At 50.2% G+C, this 18,426-nt stretch carries 24 protein-coding genes and 1 tRNA gene; 10 read left to right on the top strand and 15 right to left on the bottom strand.

The window, feature by feature from the left end; genetic code table 11:
* From AACQ84_RS09660 to AACQ84_RS09635, 6 genes are all read right to left on the bottom strand, one after another.
* A complete protein-coding gene (locus tag AACQ84_RS09660; RefSeq protein WP_041443554.1) occupies positions 1 to 789 on the bottom strand; it encodes a tetratricopeptide repeat protein in 789 nt (262 codons plus the stop codon).
* Positions 790 to 844: 55 nt separating this feature from the next.
* On the bottom strand, positions 845 to 2,407 hold the full coding sequence (locus tag AACQ84_RS09655; protein ID WP_012307508.1) for a phospholipase D-like domain-containing protein: 1,563 nt from the start codon (positions 2,405 to 2,407) through the stop codon (positions 845 to 847).
* Between the two features lie 33 nt (positions 2,408 to 2,440).
* On the bottom strand, positions 2,441 to 3,235 hold the full coding sequence (locus AACQ84_RS09650; RefSeq protein ID WP_012307507.1) for a TIGR03943 family putative permease subunit: 795 nt from the start codon (positions 3,233 to 3,235) through the stop codon (positions 2,441 to 2,443).
* Between the two features lie 56 nt (positions 3,236 to 3,291).
* On the bottom strand, positions 3,292 to 3,768 hold the full coding sequence (locus tag AACQ84_RS09645) for an FHA domain-containing protein (protein WP_012307506.1): 477 nt from the start codon (positions 3,766 to 3,768) through the stop codon (positions 3,292 to 3,294).
* Positions 3,769 to 4,061: 293 nt separating this feature from the next.
* Positions 4,062 to 4,865, bottom strand: a complete 804-nt coding sequence (gene pstB, locus AACQ84_RS09640; protein WP_012307505.1) for a phosphate ABC transporter ATP-binding protein PstB — start codon at positions 4,863 to 4,865, stop codon at positions 4,062 to 4,064.
* A gap of 344 nt (positions 4,866 to 5,209) precedes the next feature.
* The gene (locus tag AACQ84_RS09635; RefSeq protein WP_012307504.1) at positions 5,210 to 6,310 is read right to left on the bottom strand and encodes a DUF389 domain-containing protein; all 1,101 of its coding nucleotides are present in this window, start codon (positions 6,308 to 6,310) and stop codon (positions 5,210 to 5,212) included.
* A gap of 212 nt (positions 6,311 to 6,522) precedes the next feature.
* Here AACQ84_RS09635 and rpmF point away from each other — a divergent pair, with 212 nt between their 5' ends.
* Positions 6,523 to 6,690 (top strand): 50S ribosomal protein L32, encoded by a 168-nt coding sequence (gene rpmF, locus AACQ84_RS09630; RefSeq protein ID WP_012307503.1) that lies wholly within the window; start codon positions 6,523 to 6,525, stop codon positions 6,688 to 6,690.
* A 229-nt stretch (positions 6,691 to 6,919) separates the two neighbouring features.
* The gene (gene crtH, locus AACQ84_RS09625) at positions 6,920 to 8,461 is read left to right on the top strand and encodes a carotenoid isomerase (RefSeq protein WP_012307502.1); all 1,542 of its coding nucleotides are present in this window, start codon (positions 6,920 to 6,922) and stop codon (positions 8,459 to 8,461) included.
* A gap of 102 nt (positions 8,462 to 8,563) precedes the next feature.
* Here the strand turns inward: crtH and AACQ84_RS09620 are convergent, their stop codons facing one another.
* Entirely contained in the window at positions 8,564 to 9,682 is a 1,119-nt protein-coding gene (locus AACQ84_RS09620; protein ID WP_041443552.1) for a SpoIID/LytB domain-containing protein, read from the bottom strand.
* A gap of 133 nt (positions 9,683 to 9,815) precedes the next feature.
* A complete protein-coding gene (gene hisA, locus AACQ84_RS09615; RefSeq protein WP_012307500.1) occupies positions 9,816 to 10,586 on the bottom strand; it encodes a 1-(5-phosphoribosyl)-5-[(5-phosphoribosylamino)methylideneamino]imidazole-4-carboxamide isomerase in 771 nt (256 codons plus the stop codon).
* A gap of 59 nt (positions 10,587 to 10,645) precedes the next feature.
* Here hisA and AACQ84_RS09610 point away from each other — a divergent pair.
* Both AACQ84_RS09610 and AACQ84_RS09605 read left to right on the top strand, forming a co-directional pair.
* Positions 10,646 to 10,717: transfer RNA gene (locus AACQ84_RS09610), tRNA-Cys, on the top strand.
* A gap of 135 nt (positions 10,718 to 10,852) precedes the next feature.
* Positions 10,853 to 11,947: a phage integrase gene (locus tag AACQ84_RS09605; RefSeq protein WP_012307499.1), complete on the top strand. Its 1,095-nt coding sequence runs from the start codon at positions 10,853 to 10,855 to the stop codon at positions 11,945 to 11,947.
* Here the strand turns inward: AACQ84_RS09605 and AACQ84_RS09600 are convergent.
* On the bottom strand, positions 11,898 to 12,116 hold the full coding sequence (locus AACQ84_RS09600) for a hypothetical protein (RefSeq protein ID WP_012307498.1): 219 nt from the start codon (positions 12,114 to 12,116) through the stop codon (positions 11,898 to 11,900). The two genes, AACQ84_RS09605 and AACQ84_RS09600, sit on opposite strands and share 50 nt — an antisense overlap.
* A 272-nt stretch (positions 12,117 to 12,388) precedes the next feature.
* On the opposite strand from AACQ84_RS09600, the gene AACQ84_RS09595 reads away from it, so the two are divergent.
* Positions 12,389 to 13,012: a hypothetical protein gene (locus AACQ84_RS09595; RefSeq protein ID WP_012307497.1), complete on the top strand. Its 624-nt coding sequence runs from the start codon at positions 12,389 to 12,391 to the stop codon at positions 13,010 to 13,012.
* A 35-nt stretch (positions 13,013 to 13,047) separates the two neighbouring features.
* On the opposite strand, the gene AACQ84_RS09590 is transcribed toward AACQ84_RS09595, so the two are convergent.
* From AACQ84_RS09590 to AACQ84_RS09575, 4 genes are all read right to left on the bottom strand, one after another.
* Positions 13,048 to 13,260 carry a hypothetical protein gene (locus AACQ84_RS09590; protein ID WP_012307496.1) on the bottom strand — a complete coding sequence of 71 codons (213 nt, stop codon included), beginning with the start codon at positions 13,258 to 13,260 and terminating at the stop codon, positions 13,048 to 13,050.
* Positions 13,261 to 13,321: 61 nt separating this feature from the next.
* Positions 13,322 to 13,708, bottom strand: a complete 387-nt coding sequence (locus AACQ84_RS09585; protein WP_012307495.1) for a hypothetical protein — start codon at positions 13,706 to 13,708, stop codon at positions 13,322 to 13,324.
* A 31-nt stretch (positions 13,709 to 13,739) separates the two neighbouring features.
* A complete protein-coding gene (locus AACQ84_RS09580; RefSeq protein ID WP_012307494.1) occupies positions 13,740 to 13,925 on the bottom strand; it encodes a helix-turn-helix domain-containing protein in 186 nt (61 codons plus the stop codon).
* Positions 13,926 to 13,928: 3 nt separating this feature from the next.
* Positions 13,929 to 14,222, bottom strand: coding sequence for a helix-turn-helix domain-containing protein (locus AACQ84_RS09575; protein WP_041443551.1), 294 nt, complete (start codon positions 14,220 to 14,222; stop codon positions 13,929 to 13,931).
* A gap of 123 nt (positions 14,223 to 14,345) precedes the next feature.
* Between AACQ84_RS09575 and AACQ84_RS09570 the strand changes: the two genes are divergently transcribed.
* The 5 genes from AACQ84_RS09570 (at position 14,346) to AACQ84_RS09550 (ending at position 17,543) form a co-directional block, all read left to right on the top strand.
* The gene (locus tag AACQ84_RS09570; RefSeq protein ID WP_041443549.1) at positions 14,346 to 14,567 is read left to right on the top strand and encodes a hypothetical protein; all 222 of its coding nucleotides are present in this window, start codon (positions 14,346 to 14,348) and stop codon (positions 14,565 to 14,567) included.
* Complete coding sequence (locus AACQ84_RS09565) at positions 14,554 to 14,772, top strand: hypothetical protein (protein ID WP_012307491.1); 219 nt, start codon at positions 14,554 to 14,556, stop codon at positions 14,770 to 14,772. Before AACQ84_RS09570 ends, AACQ84_RS09565 begins: the two co-directional genes overlap by 14 nt.
* 83 nt (positions 14,773 to 14,855) lie before the next feature.
* The gene (locus tag AACQ84_RS09560; protein WP_012307490.1) at positions 14,856 to 17,003 is read left to right on the top strand and encodes a DnaB-like helicase N-terminal domain-containing protein; all 2,148 of its coding nucleotides are present in this window, start codon (positions 14,856 to 14,858) and stop codon (positions 17,001 to 17,003) included.
* On the top strand, positions 16,996 to 17,139 hold the full coding sequence (locus tag AACQ84_RS09555; protein ID WP_156785472.1) for a hypothetical protein: 144 nt from the start codon (positions 16,996 to 16,998) through the stop codon (positions 17,137 to 17,139). Before AACQ84_RS09560 ends, AACQ84_RS09555 begins: the two co-directional genes overlap by 8 nt.
* Positions 17,130 to 17,543 (top strand): hypothetical protein, encoded by a 414-nt coding sequence (locus AACQ84_RS09550; protein ID WP_012307489.1) that lies wholly within the window; start codon positions 17,130 to 17,132, stop codon positions 17,541 to 17,543. The genes AACQ84_RS09555 and AACQ84_RS09550 overlap by 10 nt, the downstream gene beginning before the upstream one ends.
* Positions 17,544 to 17,545: 2 nt before the next feature.
* On the opposite strand, the gene AACQ84_RS09545 is transcribed toward AACQ84_RS09550, so the two are convergent.
* Both AACQ84_RS09545 and AACQ84_RS09540 read right to left on the bottom strand, forming a co-directional pair.
* Positions 17,546 to 17,794 (bottom strand): hypothetical protein, encoded by a 249-nt coding sequence (locus AACQ84_RS09545; RefSeq protein WP_012307488.1) that lies wholly within the window; start codon positions 17,792 to 17,794, stop codon positions 17,546 to 17,548.
* Positions 17,795 to 17,796: 2 nt separating this feature from the next.
* Positions 17,797 to 18,405 (bottom strand): peptidoglycan-binding domain-containing protein, encoded by a 609-nt coding sequence (locus AACQ84_RS09540; RefSeq protein ID WP_012307487.1) that lies wholly within the window; start codon positions 18,403 to 18,405, stop codon positions 17,797 to 17,799.
* Between the last annotated feature and the right edge of the window lie 21 nt (positions 18,406 to 18,426).

The raw sequence follows: 18,426 nt of genomic DNA, 5'->3' as shown, positions 1-18,426 counted from the left end.
CTACTGGAGATTGAGGAAATTATCTAAATCTTCAAGGACTTTCGGCGGAAAGCGACGAATATCCTCTAACCATTCTAAATCCCGGTAACGATCGTCTAAACCCGCTGCGGCCACCCAGTTACTTTCAGCCTCGCCGAATTGGTGGTTGCCCCAGAGCATCGCCGTCAGAGCCACCCGCGCATCGGCAAACATCGGGTATTTGCGCACCAGGCCTTTCATTCGCTGGATCGCTTGGTTGTTTTCGCCAACTTGATACAGAGCAAGGGCATAACTTTCGGCGGCCCAGGCAAAGCGGGGATCCAGTTCCGTTGCTTTCTGGTAGTCCTGGCGGGCCTGTTCCCAATTGCCCAAACTGCCGTAGGCATTGCCGCGATTGTGGTAGGCGATCGCCTCTTGGGGATCAAGTTCGATAGCTTTGTCATAGTCGGCGATCGCTTCGCTAAACCGTTGCTGTTGTTCAAGGATCGCACCGCGATTAAAGTAGGGTTCGACTTGGTTTGGGGCCAGGCGAATCGCTTCATTGAGATCGTCAAGGGCCGCATCAAACTGATTTAAACTCGCCCTCGTATTGCCTCGGTTGCTCCAGAGGGCCGGATTTTGGGGAAATGCTTCAATTAAATCTGACCAAATTTTTTCGGCGGTAAACAAATCACCTTTTTTCGCTGCCTGGATCGCAGTTTGGGTGAGGCGATCGCCTTCAGAGATTTGAGCATTGGTGAGGGCAACACTGGGCCAACAAAGGCTAATCCACAGCAGCAGACTACACAGAAAACTAAAAATTGGGCGCATAGATAAATCGCTCAACGGCGTTCAGAGAAAGGGCTAAGGGTACTATAACGCGTCTCTACCAAGTGACTTTTCCGGCCAGGTCGGCGGCTTTCTTTTCCCCAATGCCCGACACCCGTTGCAGATCCGTCAAACCAGAGTAGGGACGGCCTTCGATAATTCCTTGGGCGAGGCTGGGGCCAATGCCAGGTAGGGTTTCGAGTTCGATGGCACTGGCGGTATTAAGGTTCACAGGGCCATTGGTGGCGGCTACAGTACAGTCAGCGGGCATCGGTTTTTGTTTGCTGGCGATAAAGGGCGGAATCCCCAGGTAGGCCATAGTATAAAACTGATCGAATTCAGCTTGAAATTGTTGGGCGATCGCCTCGTTCTGGATAATTAAGAGGGTTTCGTCGTTCTGGTTGTTGGCAGCAGCTGACCAATTATGGGAGCCGGTAATCACGGTTTTGCCATCAATGACAGCGAATTTGTGGTGAAATTTGTCCCCCTTGGGTAATTTTGGCGTGCCGACGGTTTGAATGGGGTTAGCCCAAGGCCGATTAAAGGGGTCACATTTTTCCTTGAGATTCACCCCCAACAGATCCAGCCCATCGCTATATTCCCGAAAGGCAAAACTCGGATCAATTAAGGCGCGGATTGCAGTGCCCGCTTGGGCTTCTTTTTCTAAAATATTGGCGATTTTTTGCTCAGAGAACACAAATAGGGCCAGGCTAATCGACTCTTGGGCTTGGGCGAGGGTGCTGCCAATGAGACCATTGCTCGTATTTTCCCAAGGTTGGGAACTGGAGAAAGGCGAAAACTGAACAGTGATGCGACTGTTGCCCACGCTAAAGGTTTGGGGCGGTTCCTGAAGTTTCTGAACCCCAAATTTGTGCCCTGTCCACATCTCCTCAAATTCTGCCGTAAAAACCTGGGCGATCGCCGCATCTTGGATCCGCATTAGGTGGTTTACATTGCCCCTGGTTTCCGGGTTGGCGAAATCTCCGTGGATGCCGCTTAATGTCCAATTCGCCGAGCCGGTGATCACCGTTTCCCCATCGACCACCATAAATTTGTGGTGCATCAGGCCGCTCCCTTTGGAACCGTCGGCGGTGTCGTCTAAAATCGGAATCTTTGCCCGTTCTAAAATGGCGATCGCATCATATTTAGCCGTCTCTGCCGCATCCAAAAAGCCATCTTGGTTTTCGTCGGCGAGGGCGACAAATTCTTGGTATTTTCCCTGATCCCGTTCATCGAGTTCTAAAATTTCTGCCGAATCAGGTTCAGCCCAGGGTTGACGATAATTATTTTCGACGATGACGCGAATTGTGATTCCCGCAGCGGCTTGGTCGGCCAGAACTTCAGCTACCAGGGGCAAGTTCAACTCCTGAATCGCAATATCGATGGTGTTTTGGGCGCTGTTAATGCCCTCGATTAGAACAGCTTCGAGGTTATCCCCTGGGCGTTTCAGTTGGCGGTAGGGTTCGGTGTAACTAATATGTCGGCCTTGACGCTGATTGAAATACACCTGAATGGATTCATCCTGGGGCGATCGCCCCCTTCCTCCCTGGCAACCCAGCAGACCAACGGCCAACAGACCCCAAAAAGCGAAAAATGGGCGGCGAGCGGCGGGATTAACCATCGAAGATTTAAGAGCGCGACACCACCCTTATACCTAATAATCGTAAGGATTTCTGGGGGTGGGAATCGGTTCGACGGCACTGGCTTGGATCACCAACTGGCGCTGGGGCAAATTATTATCACCCTCAGCTTCTGTGGTGAGTTGGAGATCCTCGGTGATCATTTCCCCCGTGACTTCTACCCAGGAGTCCGGCGCAAAGGCTTGGCGATCGCCTTCGAGTTTCACGGGCAATCCCACCGGATAGGCATCCACTGCACAACAGGTCAACACAAACCGCGACACCATCATGTAATTGTCCGGCAACTGGGGCAGGTGAGTCACAAACCCATTTACCTTCACCGGATCCCCCGTATAGGCATCGGGTTCCGGGTAAACATTCAACGTCCGAATCCAATCCAATAACGTCCGCTCCTCTGGGGAGGTACCGACCCGAAAACTTTCCGGTTGACTCCGGGTGAGGGGCAACTCTTCCGTTAAACCCCGTTGAATCGCTGTCTGGCTTGACAAAATGGTCGGCGGGATCAAAAATCCGGCGATCGCCACCACAATTAATAGGGCACTCCCCACATTCTGGGGTAATAGCGTAATGTGCTGCACCGACTCCCCGCCACTAACTTGGGGACGCACCTGTTGTAGTAATTTTCCCAACCCCAGCAGGAGGAGAATAATCCCCGCCGCCACACATAAACCGAAGTAATTGGGGTGGATCAACAGAGCTAGCTGGCCCGTAATCGCATACTTGAGCAGCAAAGCTCCCCACAACAACAGGGCCGTAATATCAAACCAAGGGGCCAAACCAGCCGCTTTCGGAGCAGAAAAATTAACCATTGCGTTCCTGGAAAAAATACCTCAAACAACTATCACCCGTTTCCGTTAAGGCCACCCTAAAACAAACGTGTTGCCTCTTCATCAGCCATCAGTTCTTGATCCTCGGCTAACATCGCCGGATCAATGAGCGTAATGTCAAAGGGATCTTCCTCCCCTGGCTGAGTGCGCTTTGAAGCACGCGGCGATCGCCGTTCATAACGACCCAAAATTTGGGGGCCAAACGTCACGACATCCCCATCTTGGAGTGTGACCGCATTCACTTTGTTCCCATTGACCAAAATGCCATTGGCACTCGCCTCCTGCAAACCGTCCCCATCAACAATGCGATAGTAAACATGATCATCCGTGAGATGCCGGACTAAGGTGGCATGGAGACGAGACACAAACTGAGACTGGAGGTGAATCGCGCAACTACTACGACGCCCAATAGAATAGCGAGCATCCGTCAAAATATATTCCCGTTGTCCAGTGTCATCTTGGACAACAAAAACATGTTGAGGTTGGTTCATTGTGACGGTAGGAGCAACAGCCATGGATTCCAAATCAGTGCAGAAAAATTGTCGCTAAACAAAGACAATACTAAGTCCTCACATTTAAACATATCAGCTCAACATTCAATCGTGGTATGAACCCACAAAGCCCAATTCGTGTTCAGTCTCTAGGATTGTCCTATCCTATCGAAGTGCCGTCTTTTTTGGTCAACCCGTAACAAATTCAATCACAAACAAAAAACCCATTACCGGCAACAGCGGGCATGGGTTACGGCTGAGACAAAAATTTAGTGTAGCGTTGCGAGAAAAACAGACCCTAAAGTCATTCTCTCAAATTAACCGAAACGGCCACTGACATATTCTTGGGTGGCCTGTTCCCGGGGATTTTGGAAAATAACCTCCGTGCGATCGCATTCCCCCAGATAGCCCTGGCGGGTACCATCATCATTGGTCTTCACGTTGAAAAATGCCGTCATATCAGCGACCCGCGAAGCCTGTTGCATGTTATGGGTCACGATAACAATCGTGTATTGCTCTTTGAGCTGGTGGATCAACTCTTCAATTTTGAGGGTCGAAATCGGGTCTAAAGCAGAACAGGGCTCGTCCATCAACACCACCTCTGGCTGAATGGCGATTGTCCGGGCAATACAAAGCCGTTGCTGTTGCCCCCCAGATAGGGCGAGGCCACTTTGACGCAATTTATCCTTAACCTCATCCCAAAGAGCGGCCTGGCGCAGTGAGCGTTCTACCAGTTCGTCCATGTCGCCCTTGTAACCATTGATCCGTGCCCCATAGGCGATATTGTCATAGATCGATTTAGGGAAGGGGTTTGGCTTCTGGAACACCATGCCAATGCGACGGCGCACTTCCACTGGATCTACACCGGATCCGTAGAGACTACTGCCGTGGTAAGCGATGTCGCCATCTATGCGGAAAGAAGGAATGAGATCATTGAGACGGTTATAGCAACGCAGCAGAGTGCTTTTACCGCAACCAGAGGGGCCAATAAATGCTGTTACTTGATTTTTGGGAATGTTGAGGTAAACGCCTTTGATCGCCAGGAAGTTACCGTAATAGACACTGACATTTTCTGTCTGCAGAACGTAGTCTGTGGCGTTTGCATTGTCGAGTTCAATCATTGGAAAAGCAGCTTATCTAGGCCGGATGCGGGGAGTCAAGAAAATAGTCAATCACTTGCCGAATGACTTGGTGGAGCTAATGTTGAGGCTTGTTTAAATCTGAGAAGAGCTTAACGATGGAGAGGGTTTCCGCGTTTGCCAGCTTTATCAGTTTTGCCTAGACCATTAGAATACAAAACCTTCGGCTCCAGTATATTATCAGTCCTGCGACATCTTGACTTTAAGAACAGGTAAACCTTTTGGCTGGCGCTAGATAGGGTCGTCTTTTGTCGGTTATTGTTAGGTTGAACTAAAGCGGAAAGCTTGATATTTCAAAGATTTCTAGTTGACAATTGGAGTCTTTTCTATTGGCGTGGTGGGGCCATGTCTAATTCGGGGAGGTCCAGGTCATGGGGATCGAGATCATCGGCTTTGACTTCTTGGATCGGACTAACTTGAAAAATGACTTGAAAAACTTGACGGTTACGTTTGCGTAAAAATTCTTCAACGAGGAGAGCTTGTCTGGGGGTAATTTCTTTTTTCGCCTGGAGATTGACATAGATAATCGGCGGGGAAGAAGTCCAGTCAACCCGCACCCGAACATTTTCAACATCTTGACCGACGGTGACGGTTTTAGTTGTGAGCTGGCTGGTGATGGTTTGTTGTAGGCGGAGCTGTTGCACAAGTTGAACAAATCTTGCCCCCAGGGGTACTAACAAAATCAGGGTTAGGGCCATCGTCCAACCCAAGGCGTGGTTGATCTCGGCGTAACCAGCCAAGATGTAGACCACCATGCAGGCAAGGGTAATGCCGAGGAGGTTGGTTAGATAGAGTAAGAAAGCGCCACGGGAGTAATTGAAATAACCTTGGGAAAAGGATAGGCCCACCACACAGAGGGGAGGCATCAGGGCAACGGCGATCGCCGTCCCTGCGAGGGCATCACTAATGCCTCGGCGCACCTTCGCAAAACCGCTAATTCCCCCGGCGGCCACGGCAATACCAAGGTCGATCAGATTTGGCTGCGTCCGGGCCGTTAGTTCCGAGCCAAAATCAGGAATACCAATGACGACGCCGATCATCCAGGATAAAGCCAGGGAAAGGGCGGTTGCGCCGGTAATTGAATACAGCGATCGCCAAAATAATTTCAATTCCCCTTCTAGGGCGGCAAAGGCCAATCCCCGCAACGGCAACATGAGCGGCGCCACCAGCATCGCCCCGATAATCACAGCCGTACTATTACTAATGAGCCCGAAAGTGGCAATAATACAGGAGCTGACCGTCAACATCACAAAATTAAGCCGCCAGCTCGCCTCGATCAAAAGCTGCCGATACAGACGCCGCGTCTTTTTCCCCGTCACCGGGCGAGGAATAAACCACTGCACAAAATCGACCCAACCCAACCACCATTCCATCACGACCCCGTAGGCTTGGGGATTACGGTATAGCCGTCGTCGATACCACACCATCGCTGTTAAGACTCCTAGACAAATAGACACACAAATGCGATTTCGATTGTAAAAGCTCGGTTCCTCTCTGGTGGGATTTGCATGGATTTCTTTACCCGTGACAAACCCCGCCTTCGTTCAACCCCACAATTCAAGAGATTCTGACGGAGGACTTACTTTTTGGGAGAGAAGATTTTATAATGGTAATTCTGTAAAAATCTGTAGTTAATCCCATGGCAGTTCCAAAGAAGAAAACCTCAAAGGCAAAGCGTGACCAACGCCGGGCCCACTGGAAGCGTAAGGCAACCATCGAAGCCCAAAAGGCCCTTTCCCTTGGCAAATCTGTGCTCACTGGTCGTTCTAGCTTTGTTTATCCTTCCCCCGAAGACGACGAAGAGTAAATTCAGTATTTTTCTGGCCCCAGTGCCCTCTAAATCTCTTATTAAAAATAAATATAGTTCTGATACAGCAAGGTGGAAAGTCTTCCGCCTTTTTTTGTGACAAAGGCCCATGCCCAACAAAGAACTGTCGCCGTAACATCGCCGGAGAGTTACCCTACTAATCCCAAGGGAAATAAAGGTAGACTATGTAACAGTCAAAATTTAGCCTATCTTGCGAGCCTCACCGTTTATGACCGCCAAAACTGCCATTTCTGCTCCCCAGTACGATGTGATTGTCATTGGTTCCGGTATCGGGGGCCTCGTCACGGCAACCCAATTAGCAGCGAAAGGGATCAAGGTGTTGGTGCTAGAACGCTATGTGATCCCCGGTGGCAGTGCGGGTTATTTTGAGCGGCAGGGTTATCGGTTTGATGTGGGCGCTTCGATGATCTTTGGCTTTGGCGATCGCGGCACCACCAATCTCCTCACCCGGGCCCTCGCCGCAGTGGATATGTCAATTGCGACCATCCCAGATCCGGTGCAAATTCATTACCATCTCCCCAATGATCTTGAGGTCAAGGTACACCGTGACTACGAAGAATTTTTAACGGAGTTAACGGCACGGTTTCCCCACGAAGCCAAGGGCATTCGTAAATTTTATGATGAGTGCTGGAAAGTTTTTAATTGCCTCAATAGTATTGAGCTGCTTTCCCTCGAAGAAATTCGCTACCTGCTGCGGGTCTTTATGCAGAAACCCTTTGCTTGCCTAGGGTTACTCAAATATTTACCCAAAAATGCTGGGGATCTCGCCCGTCAATATATTAAAGACCCCGAACTGCTGAAGTTTATCGATATGGAATGTTACTGCTGGTCAGTGGTGCCAGCTGAACTGACTCCCATGATTAATGCGGGTATGGTGTTTAGCGATCGCCATTACGGGGGCATCAACTATCCAGAAGGCGGAGTGGGCCAAATCGCCCTCAAACTGGTTGAAGGTTTCGAACAACATGGTGGTGAAATCCAATACGGTGCGAATGTCTACGAAATCATCACCGACCAAGGCCGGGCCGTCGGCGTGCGCTTAGCCAATGGCACCGAGTATTTCGCCAAAAAAGTCATTTCCAATGCCACCCGCTGGGACACTTTTGAAAAACTGCTCCCCAGTGAAAATAAACCCTTTTTTGAAGAAAAGTGGACGGAGAATTACCAAAAATCCCCCAGCTTTCTCAGCGTTCACCTCGGTGTCAAAGCCGATGTTCTTCCTCCTGGGACGGAATGCCACCACATTTTGCTGGAGAATTGGGACACCATGGAAGCCGAGCAAGGCACCATTTTTGTTTCTATTCCGACGCTCCTCGATCCGAGTCTGGCCCCTGAGGGATACCACATCATTCACACCTTTACTCCCAGTTGGCTGAGTGAGTGGCAGGGCCTTTCTCCCCAGGAATATGAAGCCAAAAAAGAAGCCGCCGCCTGGCAACTCGTGGATCGCCTTGAAGCTATTTTTCCAGGGTTAGATGCGGGATTGGACTACATGGAAGTGGGGACACCGCGCACCCACCGCAAATTCCTCGGACGGGTCGATGGCTCCTACGGGCCGATTCCCCAACGCAAACTTTTGGGATTACTGGGAATGTTTAATTTTGCTGGTTTTCCACCCCGGGTCAATAAAACAGAAGTCTCTGGACTTTATTGTGTCGGCGATAGTACCTTCCCCGGACAGGGCTTAAATGCTGTGGCGTTTTCTGGTTTTGCCTGCGCCCACAAAGTAGCGACAGATCTCGGCTATTAAGTGACAGGCACAAGAAAGGCGATCGCCCTTGGGAAAAACAAAAAAGAGGGGTAAAATTCCCCTCCTGAGATCTTGTATTTACTTCACGTTGAAAACTGACAGTTACCGTGGCGTCAGCTTCGCAATGGTTGCATTTTGGTAATAGTGACGCAGAATTTGTTGGTAATCGATGCCCTGGGCTGCTAAACCATTAGCTCCCCATTGACTCATACCAACGCCATGGCCAAAGCCTTTACCGTAGATATAAACGTCGCCCTGTTGGATTCTGGCATTGATCAAAGTGCTACGCAGTTCCAATAAACTACGCAGTTGATCGCCACTGATATTTTTGGTGCCGCGATCGCCAATCACTTTCATCGTAATCACCCGACCCTGGGGGGTAGCCCGTTGGGGAATGAGTTGCTTTACGGTACCAACACCACCAACCAGTTCTCCTAAGCGAGCCGCAGAAATGGTTTTACTCCACTGATAGACTGGCGAAGACTGATCATAATCCACAACCCCCCGGAGATAGGGCAGAGGTTGACTCCAGATATCCTCGACGTTTTCGGTATGGCCACCCGAAGAAGAATGGAATACCGCCAGAATAACACTACCGTTATAGGTCATCACCTGACTTTCCGTGGCGTTAACGGCAGCATGGGTTGTGCTGTACTCGCTATTTAGACCCTTGTAGACCTGTGTCGCCGTTGTGGTGTCTAGGTCGTAGGGTTTCCCGGCATTTTCCGAGCGTTTTTTTAATGCATAGGTACGAGCCGCGACAGCCTGGGCTTTGAGGGCTTCCTGGGGCCAACTGGGAATTGCTTCAGCGCCGACAACACTATAGAGATAGTCTTCGAGATCGACGTGATTGATGGCGAGAATTCCGTTGCCACTCTGCCGGAGTTGGGTGCGCCCCCGGTACCAGCGATCGCCAATCCACACATAGCCATCACCCTGGGGCTCAATCCAGACCTCAGTTGCCCGCCAACGGTCAAACGCCAACTGATTACCCTGGCGTCCCACGGCAAAGGAACTCATTCCGGCAATTTCACCGAGGACTTGGCCTTGGCCATTTCTGATTAAAGCATTGGTGGAACTGCCCACCTGGAGATTGGCCGTCGTCTGCCGTACAGCGACCCGGAGATCAACCGCTGCCTGTGCAGGTGCAAGGGTTCCTAGCCATACAAGCCCCGAAAGAACCCAGGAATGTCCGATTAATCTACGTAAGGGTCTCAGCATAAACACATTAGAAATCTACAACAAATATCAATGGCATAAAGTGGTGCAGTCGATCACTATATAGCTTTACTCTAGAATCGCTTTTGATGTGGTTTGTTCCATTACAATTTCACGACTCAATCTAGCACGAAAATTAGGCGATCGCCGTACCATCATCCGGAAACACATCCTGTAAACGTTGGGGGCCAACCGCCTTCACCGCTTCAGCCAAATTAATATCTCCGGTATAAATCGCCCGGCCCACAATCGCTCCTGTGACTCCGATCCCTTCGAGGGCCACAAGATTAACCAGATCCGCCAAAGAACTCACGCCCCCCGACGCAATCACCGGAATCTCAATGGTGGCCGCCAATTCCCGCAGCGCCTCCAAATTAGGCCCAGCCATGGTGCCATCTCGATGAATATCCGTGTAAATAATGGCAGCGACCCCCTGGGTAGCCATCTGTTTCGCCAAATCCGTCGCTAAAACCGCCGATGTTTCCAACCATCCCTTTGTCGCTACCTTTCCATCGCGGGCATCAATCCCAACCGCAATCCGGCCCGGATATTTGGCACAGAGTTCTGTCACGAGATCCGGATTATCTACCGCCGCCGTCCCAAGAATGGCTCGCTCTACACCCACATCAAACAATTGCGCCACACTTTCTACCGTACGGAGACCACCGCCCACCTGTACAGGAATATCAATCGCTGCTGCAATTTTGGCGATCGCCCCTAGATTGACCGACTCTCCCTGTTTTGCCCCGTCTAAATCCACCACATGGAGCCGCGTTGCCCCCTGCTCAGCCCAAGTCCGTGCCACCTGAACCGGGTCATTATTAAACACTTGCGCCTGTTGATAATCACCCTGATAGAGGCGCACACATTGGCCACCGAGCAGATCAATAGCGGGAATAACTTCCATAACGAAAAAAATGTTGTGATGTGAACAAAAGCCCTGTTATAATAGCGAACTGTTGACCCGGTGGTATAGCCAAGTGGTAAGGCAGAGGTCTGCAAAACCTCCACTCCCCAGTTCGAATCTGGGTACCACCTTATTTTTGCTGACTGAAATTGACCTGGAAACCGCTCCACAAGTAGGATTCCAGGTTTTCTTGTTTTTGGGCATCCTCCCTAATCAGGACTAACTAGGACTAATTGGACAGCAAAAATTAGGCAAATTTTAGGCAAGTGGAAATTTCAGGGAAAATTTCCCAGGCCAATGGCCGGCTGTTGGCTGCTGGTTTGGGTCTACAGATTCAAAAAATTAACAATCGTTTATATCTGCGGGGGACTTTGCCGCCGAAGCCTGAGAGCGGAAAGTCTTCCCCTTATCAACAGCGCATTTCAACGGGGCTAGCCGCGACGCCTTCGGGATTGAGGGAGGCGGAACGGCGGGCCAGGGAAATCGGGCTACAGCTCATGACCGGTAACTTTACTTGGGACGCTCCAGAGCAACCGCAACAGATCGGTGATCTGATCGAAACCTTTGGGCGATCGCTTTTGGCCCAGGGCATCACCGAGACCACATGGAAAAAGGAATATCAATCACCATTATTAAGGATGGCTGATCAGCCCCTCGACCCTGATGTGTTGGTAAAAATTCTCTTAGAAGAAACAAAACCGGATACCCGCACCCGGAAGCGGTGGGCCTTGGCGATCGCCAAATTACTCGACTATGCAAAAATCCCCAACGACCTCCGGCAATATAAGGGGTCTTATTCCCAAAAGGCAGTTTCCCCCAGGAATTTACCGACCGATGCCCAAATTTGGCGGGCCTGGGGACGGCTTACAGAAATTGATCCACGGTGGGGAAATGTCTATGGCCTAATGGCGGTGTATGGCGTCCGGAATCACGAGGTTTTCAATTGTGACTTAAATGACTTTCCGGTGCTGTGGGTCAGCCGTGGCAAAACCGGGGAACGTTATGTTTACCCGCTTTATCCGGAATGGGCGGATCATGTGGCCCTGGATCTGCCGAATATTTGCCGCAAGGATGCCCAGGGCTATGGGGGAGCTGTCACCCAGGCTTTTTCTGATTATGGGGTGGGCTTCTCTCCTTATAATTTGCGTCACTGTTGGGCGGTGCGGGCGATTGAGTGTGGTTTGGATAATGCCCTAGCCGCTTTCCAGATGGGCCATCGCCTATCGGTTCACAATGCCACCTACCAGCATCACTTGAAACGTCAAACCCACCAGCGGGCCTTTGAAATTCTGCGGGATAATCCCCTACGGCCTAGGCCCCCCAGCCATGAAAATGGGCATATAGCCCGAACAATCGTTTAAGGGCACGGCTCGGATTTTGGGCTTTGCGTCGTTCGATGCAGTTGGCGATCTCGTATTCTTCAAACCAGCCGGACTTGACTAAATCCGTTTTGGTGACGCCGTGGCGCAACATTAAAGCCTTAAACTCGTTCGCCTCTAAAGGTTCTGGGCTAAAATAACCGTTGTCCATTTGTTGCTACCTCAACTTATGGATATTCCCTGGGAAGTGAGCGCTTCTTAGGGATTTTTTATTTGACTGTTAAGAACATTTTAAGGCTCTTTGTTTTCGGAAGATAATAGGGCCAAATACTCAAGAAATAACCCGATACAAATATTTACGGTCTTTGCCCAACGCTCACAATGGGTAGGGAAACGCCCTCTTTTAATGGTCTTTTTAGGGGGCGTTTTACGATGGGAATAATTTTCTTCTGGGTAAGATTATGGCAATGAGGAAGAAAAATTATGGCGAAGAAATTTGGCTGGTCTCCGGCGATACCCTACCCGTTGGCCTGGTTGCGTTTATTGATTAATTTAATTGTTTTTGGTACGACTGCAGGCTTGATTAAGGAGGCTTCTGAAAATTATGTTTTAACGGTTCATCCCTTGTTTTTGCTGTTTGTGCTGGTGTTTATGGGTGGACTGGCCTTTGGGCTGCATTATCTATCCCAATGGATATTGGTGAGATTGGCAGGCATTCGAGAGATGGGGATGATTGATAGTCTCTGGGAAGCGGTGCTATTGGTGATGGTGACGGTAAACAGCCTTCTCTTGGTGTTGTTGCTCTATGCGGGGACTTATATCGGCGCTCCCTTTGTCGAGCCGGAAAGCTTAGATGTGGTCTCTGCTGAGACGATCTGGATCGCCATTATGTATTCGGCGATCGCCTTATATCTGTACCACCTGGAATATTTGGTCAGACACCCGGAAGTTTTGAGACGATATTTCACGCCACCAGAGGAACGGATCAACCTGGAGAAAAAACCACCCAAGACTGAGCTAACGCCCCAGACACGACAGCGCGAAATCGATTGGGAGCTAGAGCGACTCAAGGCCCAGATCGACAATGAAAAAAGGTTCGGGAAATAATCCTGAACCTTTGTGATTGGAGAGAAACAAACTTTTTATTTGATGACGGCGGTGACGATCGTCGTGATCGTGGCAGTCGCCAACAGGCCAAAGGCTAAATTAACCACCCATTGAGAGGCCATCTGGTAGGCATTGAACCGGATGGTCAGTTCCTTCTGTTCGTCCCGTTGGGTTTTGATAGATTCGGTAAGCTCCTGTACGTCATCGGCGAGCTTATCGAGCATTTCGTCTGTCCAGCGTTGGGTCATTGTGCTACCTCAATTTCTTTTATTAAAACGGAATGTCATCCAGATTAGGGCTACCAGAGAGTCATAAATCCATTTCAACGCCGCTGATCTGGGTGCTGGCTAATTTCTTTGGGTTTTCGTAGTGGTGGGCTTCTCGGATGGGGAAATTTGGAATGGCTTCCTTTAGACCTTGGGCTTTGAGAAATTCTGTTGCTTTGTTCCATTCCTGCTGCATTTTCTTTAAGGCCCGTTGGCTGTCACTGAGGTCTAATTCTGCTTTGGCGGTTCTGCCCTTGATTTCTTCGTAAAGTCTGTCTGAGTGGGAAGCATGAAAGGCTAAGGCTCTTAATTTCTCCAGTTCGAGAGGTAGATCTTTCTCTTCAGTTACTGAGCTGGAAACCTTAATTTCTTCTGTGAGAGAGCCATGGTCAATGGTTGATCGGAGGGTGTAGCCAATGGTGTATGTCATTTTTGATATACCTGGGGTTAGGGGTTGACTTTTAAGGTTTTAAAAATTCGTTTATGGTGCCAGCGGTAGGAAGGCCGATCGCCAAAAGGATTGCATTGTAGTAATGGTGTCCTTCCTTAAACCTTTTCCGATTGCGGATGAGGGTTTTGGGGTTGATGCCGAGGGCCTGGGCCATGGCGCTGGTCGGGAACCAAGGAGAATTTGGGGAATTGGGCATAGGCTAAATTGCTACTTTTTCAGAAAGCCGATCAGGTAGCTTTTCCGGGTCAAAACCAGCTTGCCGAGCAATGGATGTAAATTTTTTCCATTGTTCATAGCTGAGGTTTGGCTCTCGTTGCCCTGATTCAGCCCGTTGAATAGTGCTAAGAGAGATACCCGTTTTTGCAGCAAACTCGAATTGAGTCAGCGACAAAGTTTCACGGATTTGTTTCAACACTGTTGCTTGCGTTTGTTGCGGCTTGGACGTTTTCATCATACCATTAAAACGTCCATTAGACGTGTCCAGTGGATGCATCTAACGGGCGTTTTCCTACTTGTTTTGTGAGCGTTCCCCGTGCAGCAACACGGGGGATATTTCTTAATCAATTTCAGCACATACCACCAAGTCAACAAATCACCAAGTCAACACACAAAGACCATGGATAACCCCGAAAATATTGAGCTTCGCGCCCGTCACCTAGGCAATCAGAAAGGATGTGGCACTTACCGTGAGTATTTGATTGGTCAAGCCTTAGCGGGAACCGCCACAAAGTTTTACTCAGAAGAGCCTTGGGTTCTAGAAACGGCTGCAAAACGAGCGGTCTCCCTTGCAGATGCAGTTTTGCTTGAAATGGCGCGACGGGAATATGAACACCATTGAGATGCTGCTCGCCATCGTGCGGGGCTATGAGGAAATTCTGGGTGTTGAAGGGCCGTCAGATCTTCCCCTCGAAAGTCGTTTGAGGGCTTTGTTAATGACCCTCACCCATTGCACGCGCCGCGCTGAGAACCTAAGCGAGCATTTACAGCCTAAGCAGGTCTGGGCAGATGCGATCGCCATTGAGCGGGCCAGATTAAACCAGTAATTATTTTTGGGCAAAAAAAAGGGGGGAGACCCCTCTCGCCCCTAGTGAAAATCAACTTCTTTAATGGAGGAAGAATATCAATTATGTATAGCAATTCCCTTGCAACTAATAAGGTAACACCGATTTTTTCGGATCGCAGCTTGCCCCCCCAGAACCTCGACGCTGAGGAAATGATCTTGGGGGGGATTTTAATGGGGGGAGCTGCAGCCCTGGCCCGGGTGAAACACATCCTAGAGCCAGAAGCCTTTTATGTGTCAGCTCACCGCCAGATTTATCAAGAGTTTCTGAAGCTGGATCAAAAAAATCTCCCCATTGATCTGCTGACAGTCATCTCTACCTTGAGCGCAAAGAAAAAATTTTTTGAGACCATCGGTGGGACTGCTAAATTATCTTTGCTGGTGGATCGCACCGTCTCGGATGTGAATCTAGATCATTATGCTGATCTGGTACAGCAAGCCTTTCTCCGGCGACAGGCGATCGCCATCGCAGAAGAGGTCATCTCCCACGCCTACAGCCGCGATACTCCGGTTAGTGACCTAGCCAATGTGATCCGCGATCGCTTTACAGAGATCACCGCTTCACCCCTGATGACCGGAGAGGCGAAATCGATCAAGCTCCACCAATGCGATCGCCTCCTCGAAAAGCTCAATCACATTCAGTTGGATATCGACAGCCCCACCTACAAAGAATTTATGCTCCAGGAGCTGGCAAGGGAAACCGGGCGATCGCCGGCCCAGCTCCAGAGCCTTTTTTATAAATCCCTCATCGAGGACGAATGGGAACCGACCCTAAGCCTTTCCCAATTGCGCGATAAATACGGCGATCAGGTGCGGGAATGGCTTTTACATGGATTCATACCAAAAGGAGCAACCACCCTGCTCCATGCCCTCGGTGGCCAGGGGAAAACGAGACTTTTGTATGACTTCATCTATCACCTCGCCCTAGGGGAATCTTGGCAGGGCTTCCCCGTTACAAAAAAAGCCAAGATTCTCATCATCCAGACCGATGAACAGCCCGTTGATATGTTGGCCGCCCTCGAAGTGCGGGGCATTCGCCCAGACGATCCACGCTTTGATATCCACTACAAAACCCGTTGGTCTACCGAACATATCCCCCAGCTCTACCGGGAAGTCCAGAACGAACGCTACGACCTTATCCTGATCGACTCCCTCGCCTCCGTGAGCCGCTTCTCTACCGTCAGTGAGAATGATGCAGAGTTTGCGAAGCCCATATTGCTGCTCAACAAGATCGCCGCCGACTTCAACACCGCGATCATGTTGGTTCACCATTCCAGCAAATCCGGGGACGCCAGGGGCACCACCGCCGTTTACAATGCCGTCTCCCAGGTCTTCCAACTCACCAAAGACCCCCAAGACCTAAACCCCTCATCCTGTGAGCGAATCCTCTGCATCCAGAAGAGCCGCGCCCGCCGCCCTGCTAAATATGCCCTGGTGTTTAACCCAGAGGAAGGGTCATGGGTTTGCGAAGGAGAAGCCACTCTCACCCCAGACCCAGATTCTTCTTTAAAAGAGCAGGTTTCTCAATTCCTAAGCCAACACAGAGGGGTAAAGTTTGGCAGTCGAGATTTAGCGGAAGCCCTAAACTTTAATACCAATTCTGTTAGAAAGGTTCTTGGCCAACTGGCCGCAGACGGAATTATTTCCTGGAGAAAACAGGGCCGGAGCAAGACTTATTGGATCGACGCCTTCGAGGAAATGGTTAAGGGAAGGTTAACTGATCCGCCCATGGATCAGGTCGGATCAGATGCGGATCAGTTCGTGGATCAGTTCGCTAACCCAGACGGGGTAAAGGATGTAGCTCTAACTGATCCATTGATCCAAAAAAACGAAAAATTTTTGAGAAAAAAATCTGGAGAAAAAGCGGATCAACGGATCAGGTCGTCTGAAACCCAGTCAGGGCATAAAACACAAACTGATCCACCCTCCGGATCAGTTCGGATCAGTTCGGATCAGGTGGATCAGATGGATCAGATGGATCAGATAGAAAAAGGCGATCGCGTCACGGTGGCCCAGGGCTGTGAGATATATCCAAAGGTGGGAATCCTCTGGGAAGCCGGAACGATATTGGAAGTTTTAGATATTGGGAGAAAAGGCATCTATTCTAATCAGCTTCAAGTGAAAAGATTGGGTGACAATTCTCATGCTGCCTGGATACCAATCGCCAATATTGAAATCAATCATGTGTCAAAGGAGGATAAAAATCATGGCTAAACTCCATCCCGTAAAGGCGATCGCCTGGGCACACCGCCACAAACAACAACCCCTTTTGGAGGCGTTGATCCTCTATGGCTACCCACGCCTCAGACCGCTATTTGAGTTCCTCATGGAGGACAAGCGATGCCGATGAAACGTGAGCTTTATCCCGACAACTGGGAGGCGATCGCCCTCGAAATCAAAGAGTCAGTCCATTGGTTTTGTGAAAAATGTGGCCGGCCATGCCGTCGCCCTGGGGAGGATTGGTTTGATTTCCTAGAAAAATTACAAAGCACTTTCCCCCAGTGGTACCAGCAATATGAAGAAGAAGTTTATGACGATGACACCGGAGAATGGGGGTACATCGAGAAACGGGGCCGCTTTATCCTCACCGTGGCCCACCTCGATCACAATCCGGCCAATTGCGATCGCCAAAACCTAAAGGCTCTTTGCAGTGTTTGCCATCTCCGAAACGATCACAGTCACCACCTCAAAAACGCCTCACGGACGCGCTTCCTTAAAAAGCAGGTTGATGGTCAACTTTCCTTGTTCGAATAATCTTATTTCCGTCGCCAAAACTCCCCAGCAACGGGAACGCCCATCAAAACGCAGCTCACCCAGAGCAGGGGCTTCAGCCGTTGTTCCGGGATGTCTGGATAAAACAAGATCGCCTTTCCCCAAAAATAAAAGCCCACTATCCCCGTCACCAAGGGCAAAAACAACAGGAAGTAGTAGGCCACATCCGCCGCCTGAATGCCATCTTTCGCCATGGCGATTTTGAAAAGCTTGTCCTTGTCAGGCTCAGGCACGGCTAAACCTCTCTGCTGGGCTTAAAAGTCCGCTCCCAGGTAATTGGGCCGATCACCCCGTCCACCTCAAGGCCCCATTTCTCTTGTAAGGTGCGGCAAACTTTCTCACTTTCCGGGCCGTAAATTCCATCAATCTCGATAGAAATTCCCCAGAAATTTACCTGTTTTTGCCACTCCCTCACGTCATGGCCTGCCATGTAGGGGCGTCTTAACCGGATCAGCCGATAATAAGCATCCTTCCCTGTGCGGGCCTGAATATCCATGGGCCGATAAAATCCCCGGCACTGAGAGACATTGCGCGATCGCCTTTGCACCATGCCCCCATTGGCATTGCTGGCTGCTGAGGTGTTGCCCTCGATAGAGCTAAATTTTGCGCCTGAGATATTTTCAACAATCCCAATGTGAACCGCCAACCGATTGCCAAAATGAAACAGCGCCAAATCTCCGGGCCGTGGGGTTTTGTGCCATTGCCCGATCCGCCGCGCATACCCTTCGATGTAGGGGCAATAGGCCGCGCCGCTGGGGGCGCCGTCCTGCATTTTCGGCAAGGGAAAACCCGCCTCAGCATAAACCCAGCTCGTAAACATCGCGCACCATGGATTTCCGTCCATGCCATACCAGCGCCCGAACTT

The sequence above is a fragment of the Picosynechococcus sp. PCC 7002 genome, assembly GCF_963860125.1.
Lineage (GTDB): Bacteria > Cyanobacteriota > Cyanobacteriia > Cyanobacteriales > MRBY01 > MRBY01.
Note: the sequence above shows the minus strand (reverse complement) of the source record. Positions and strands in the feature narration are given on the sequence as shown.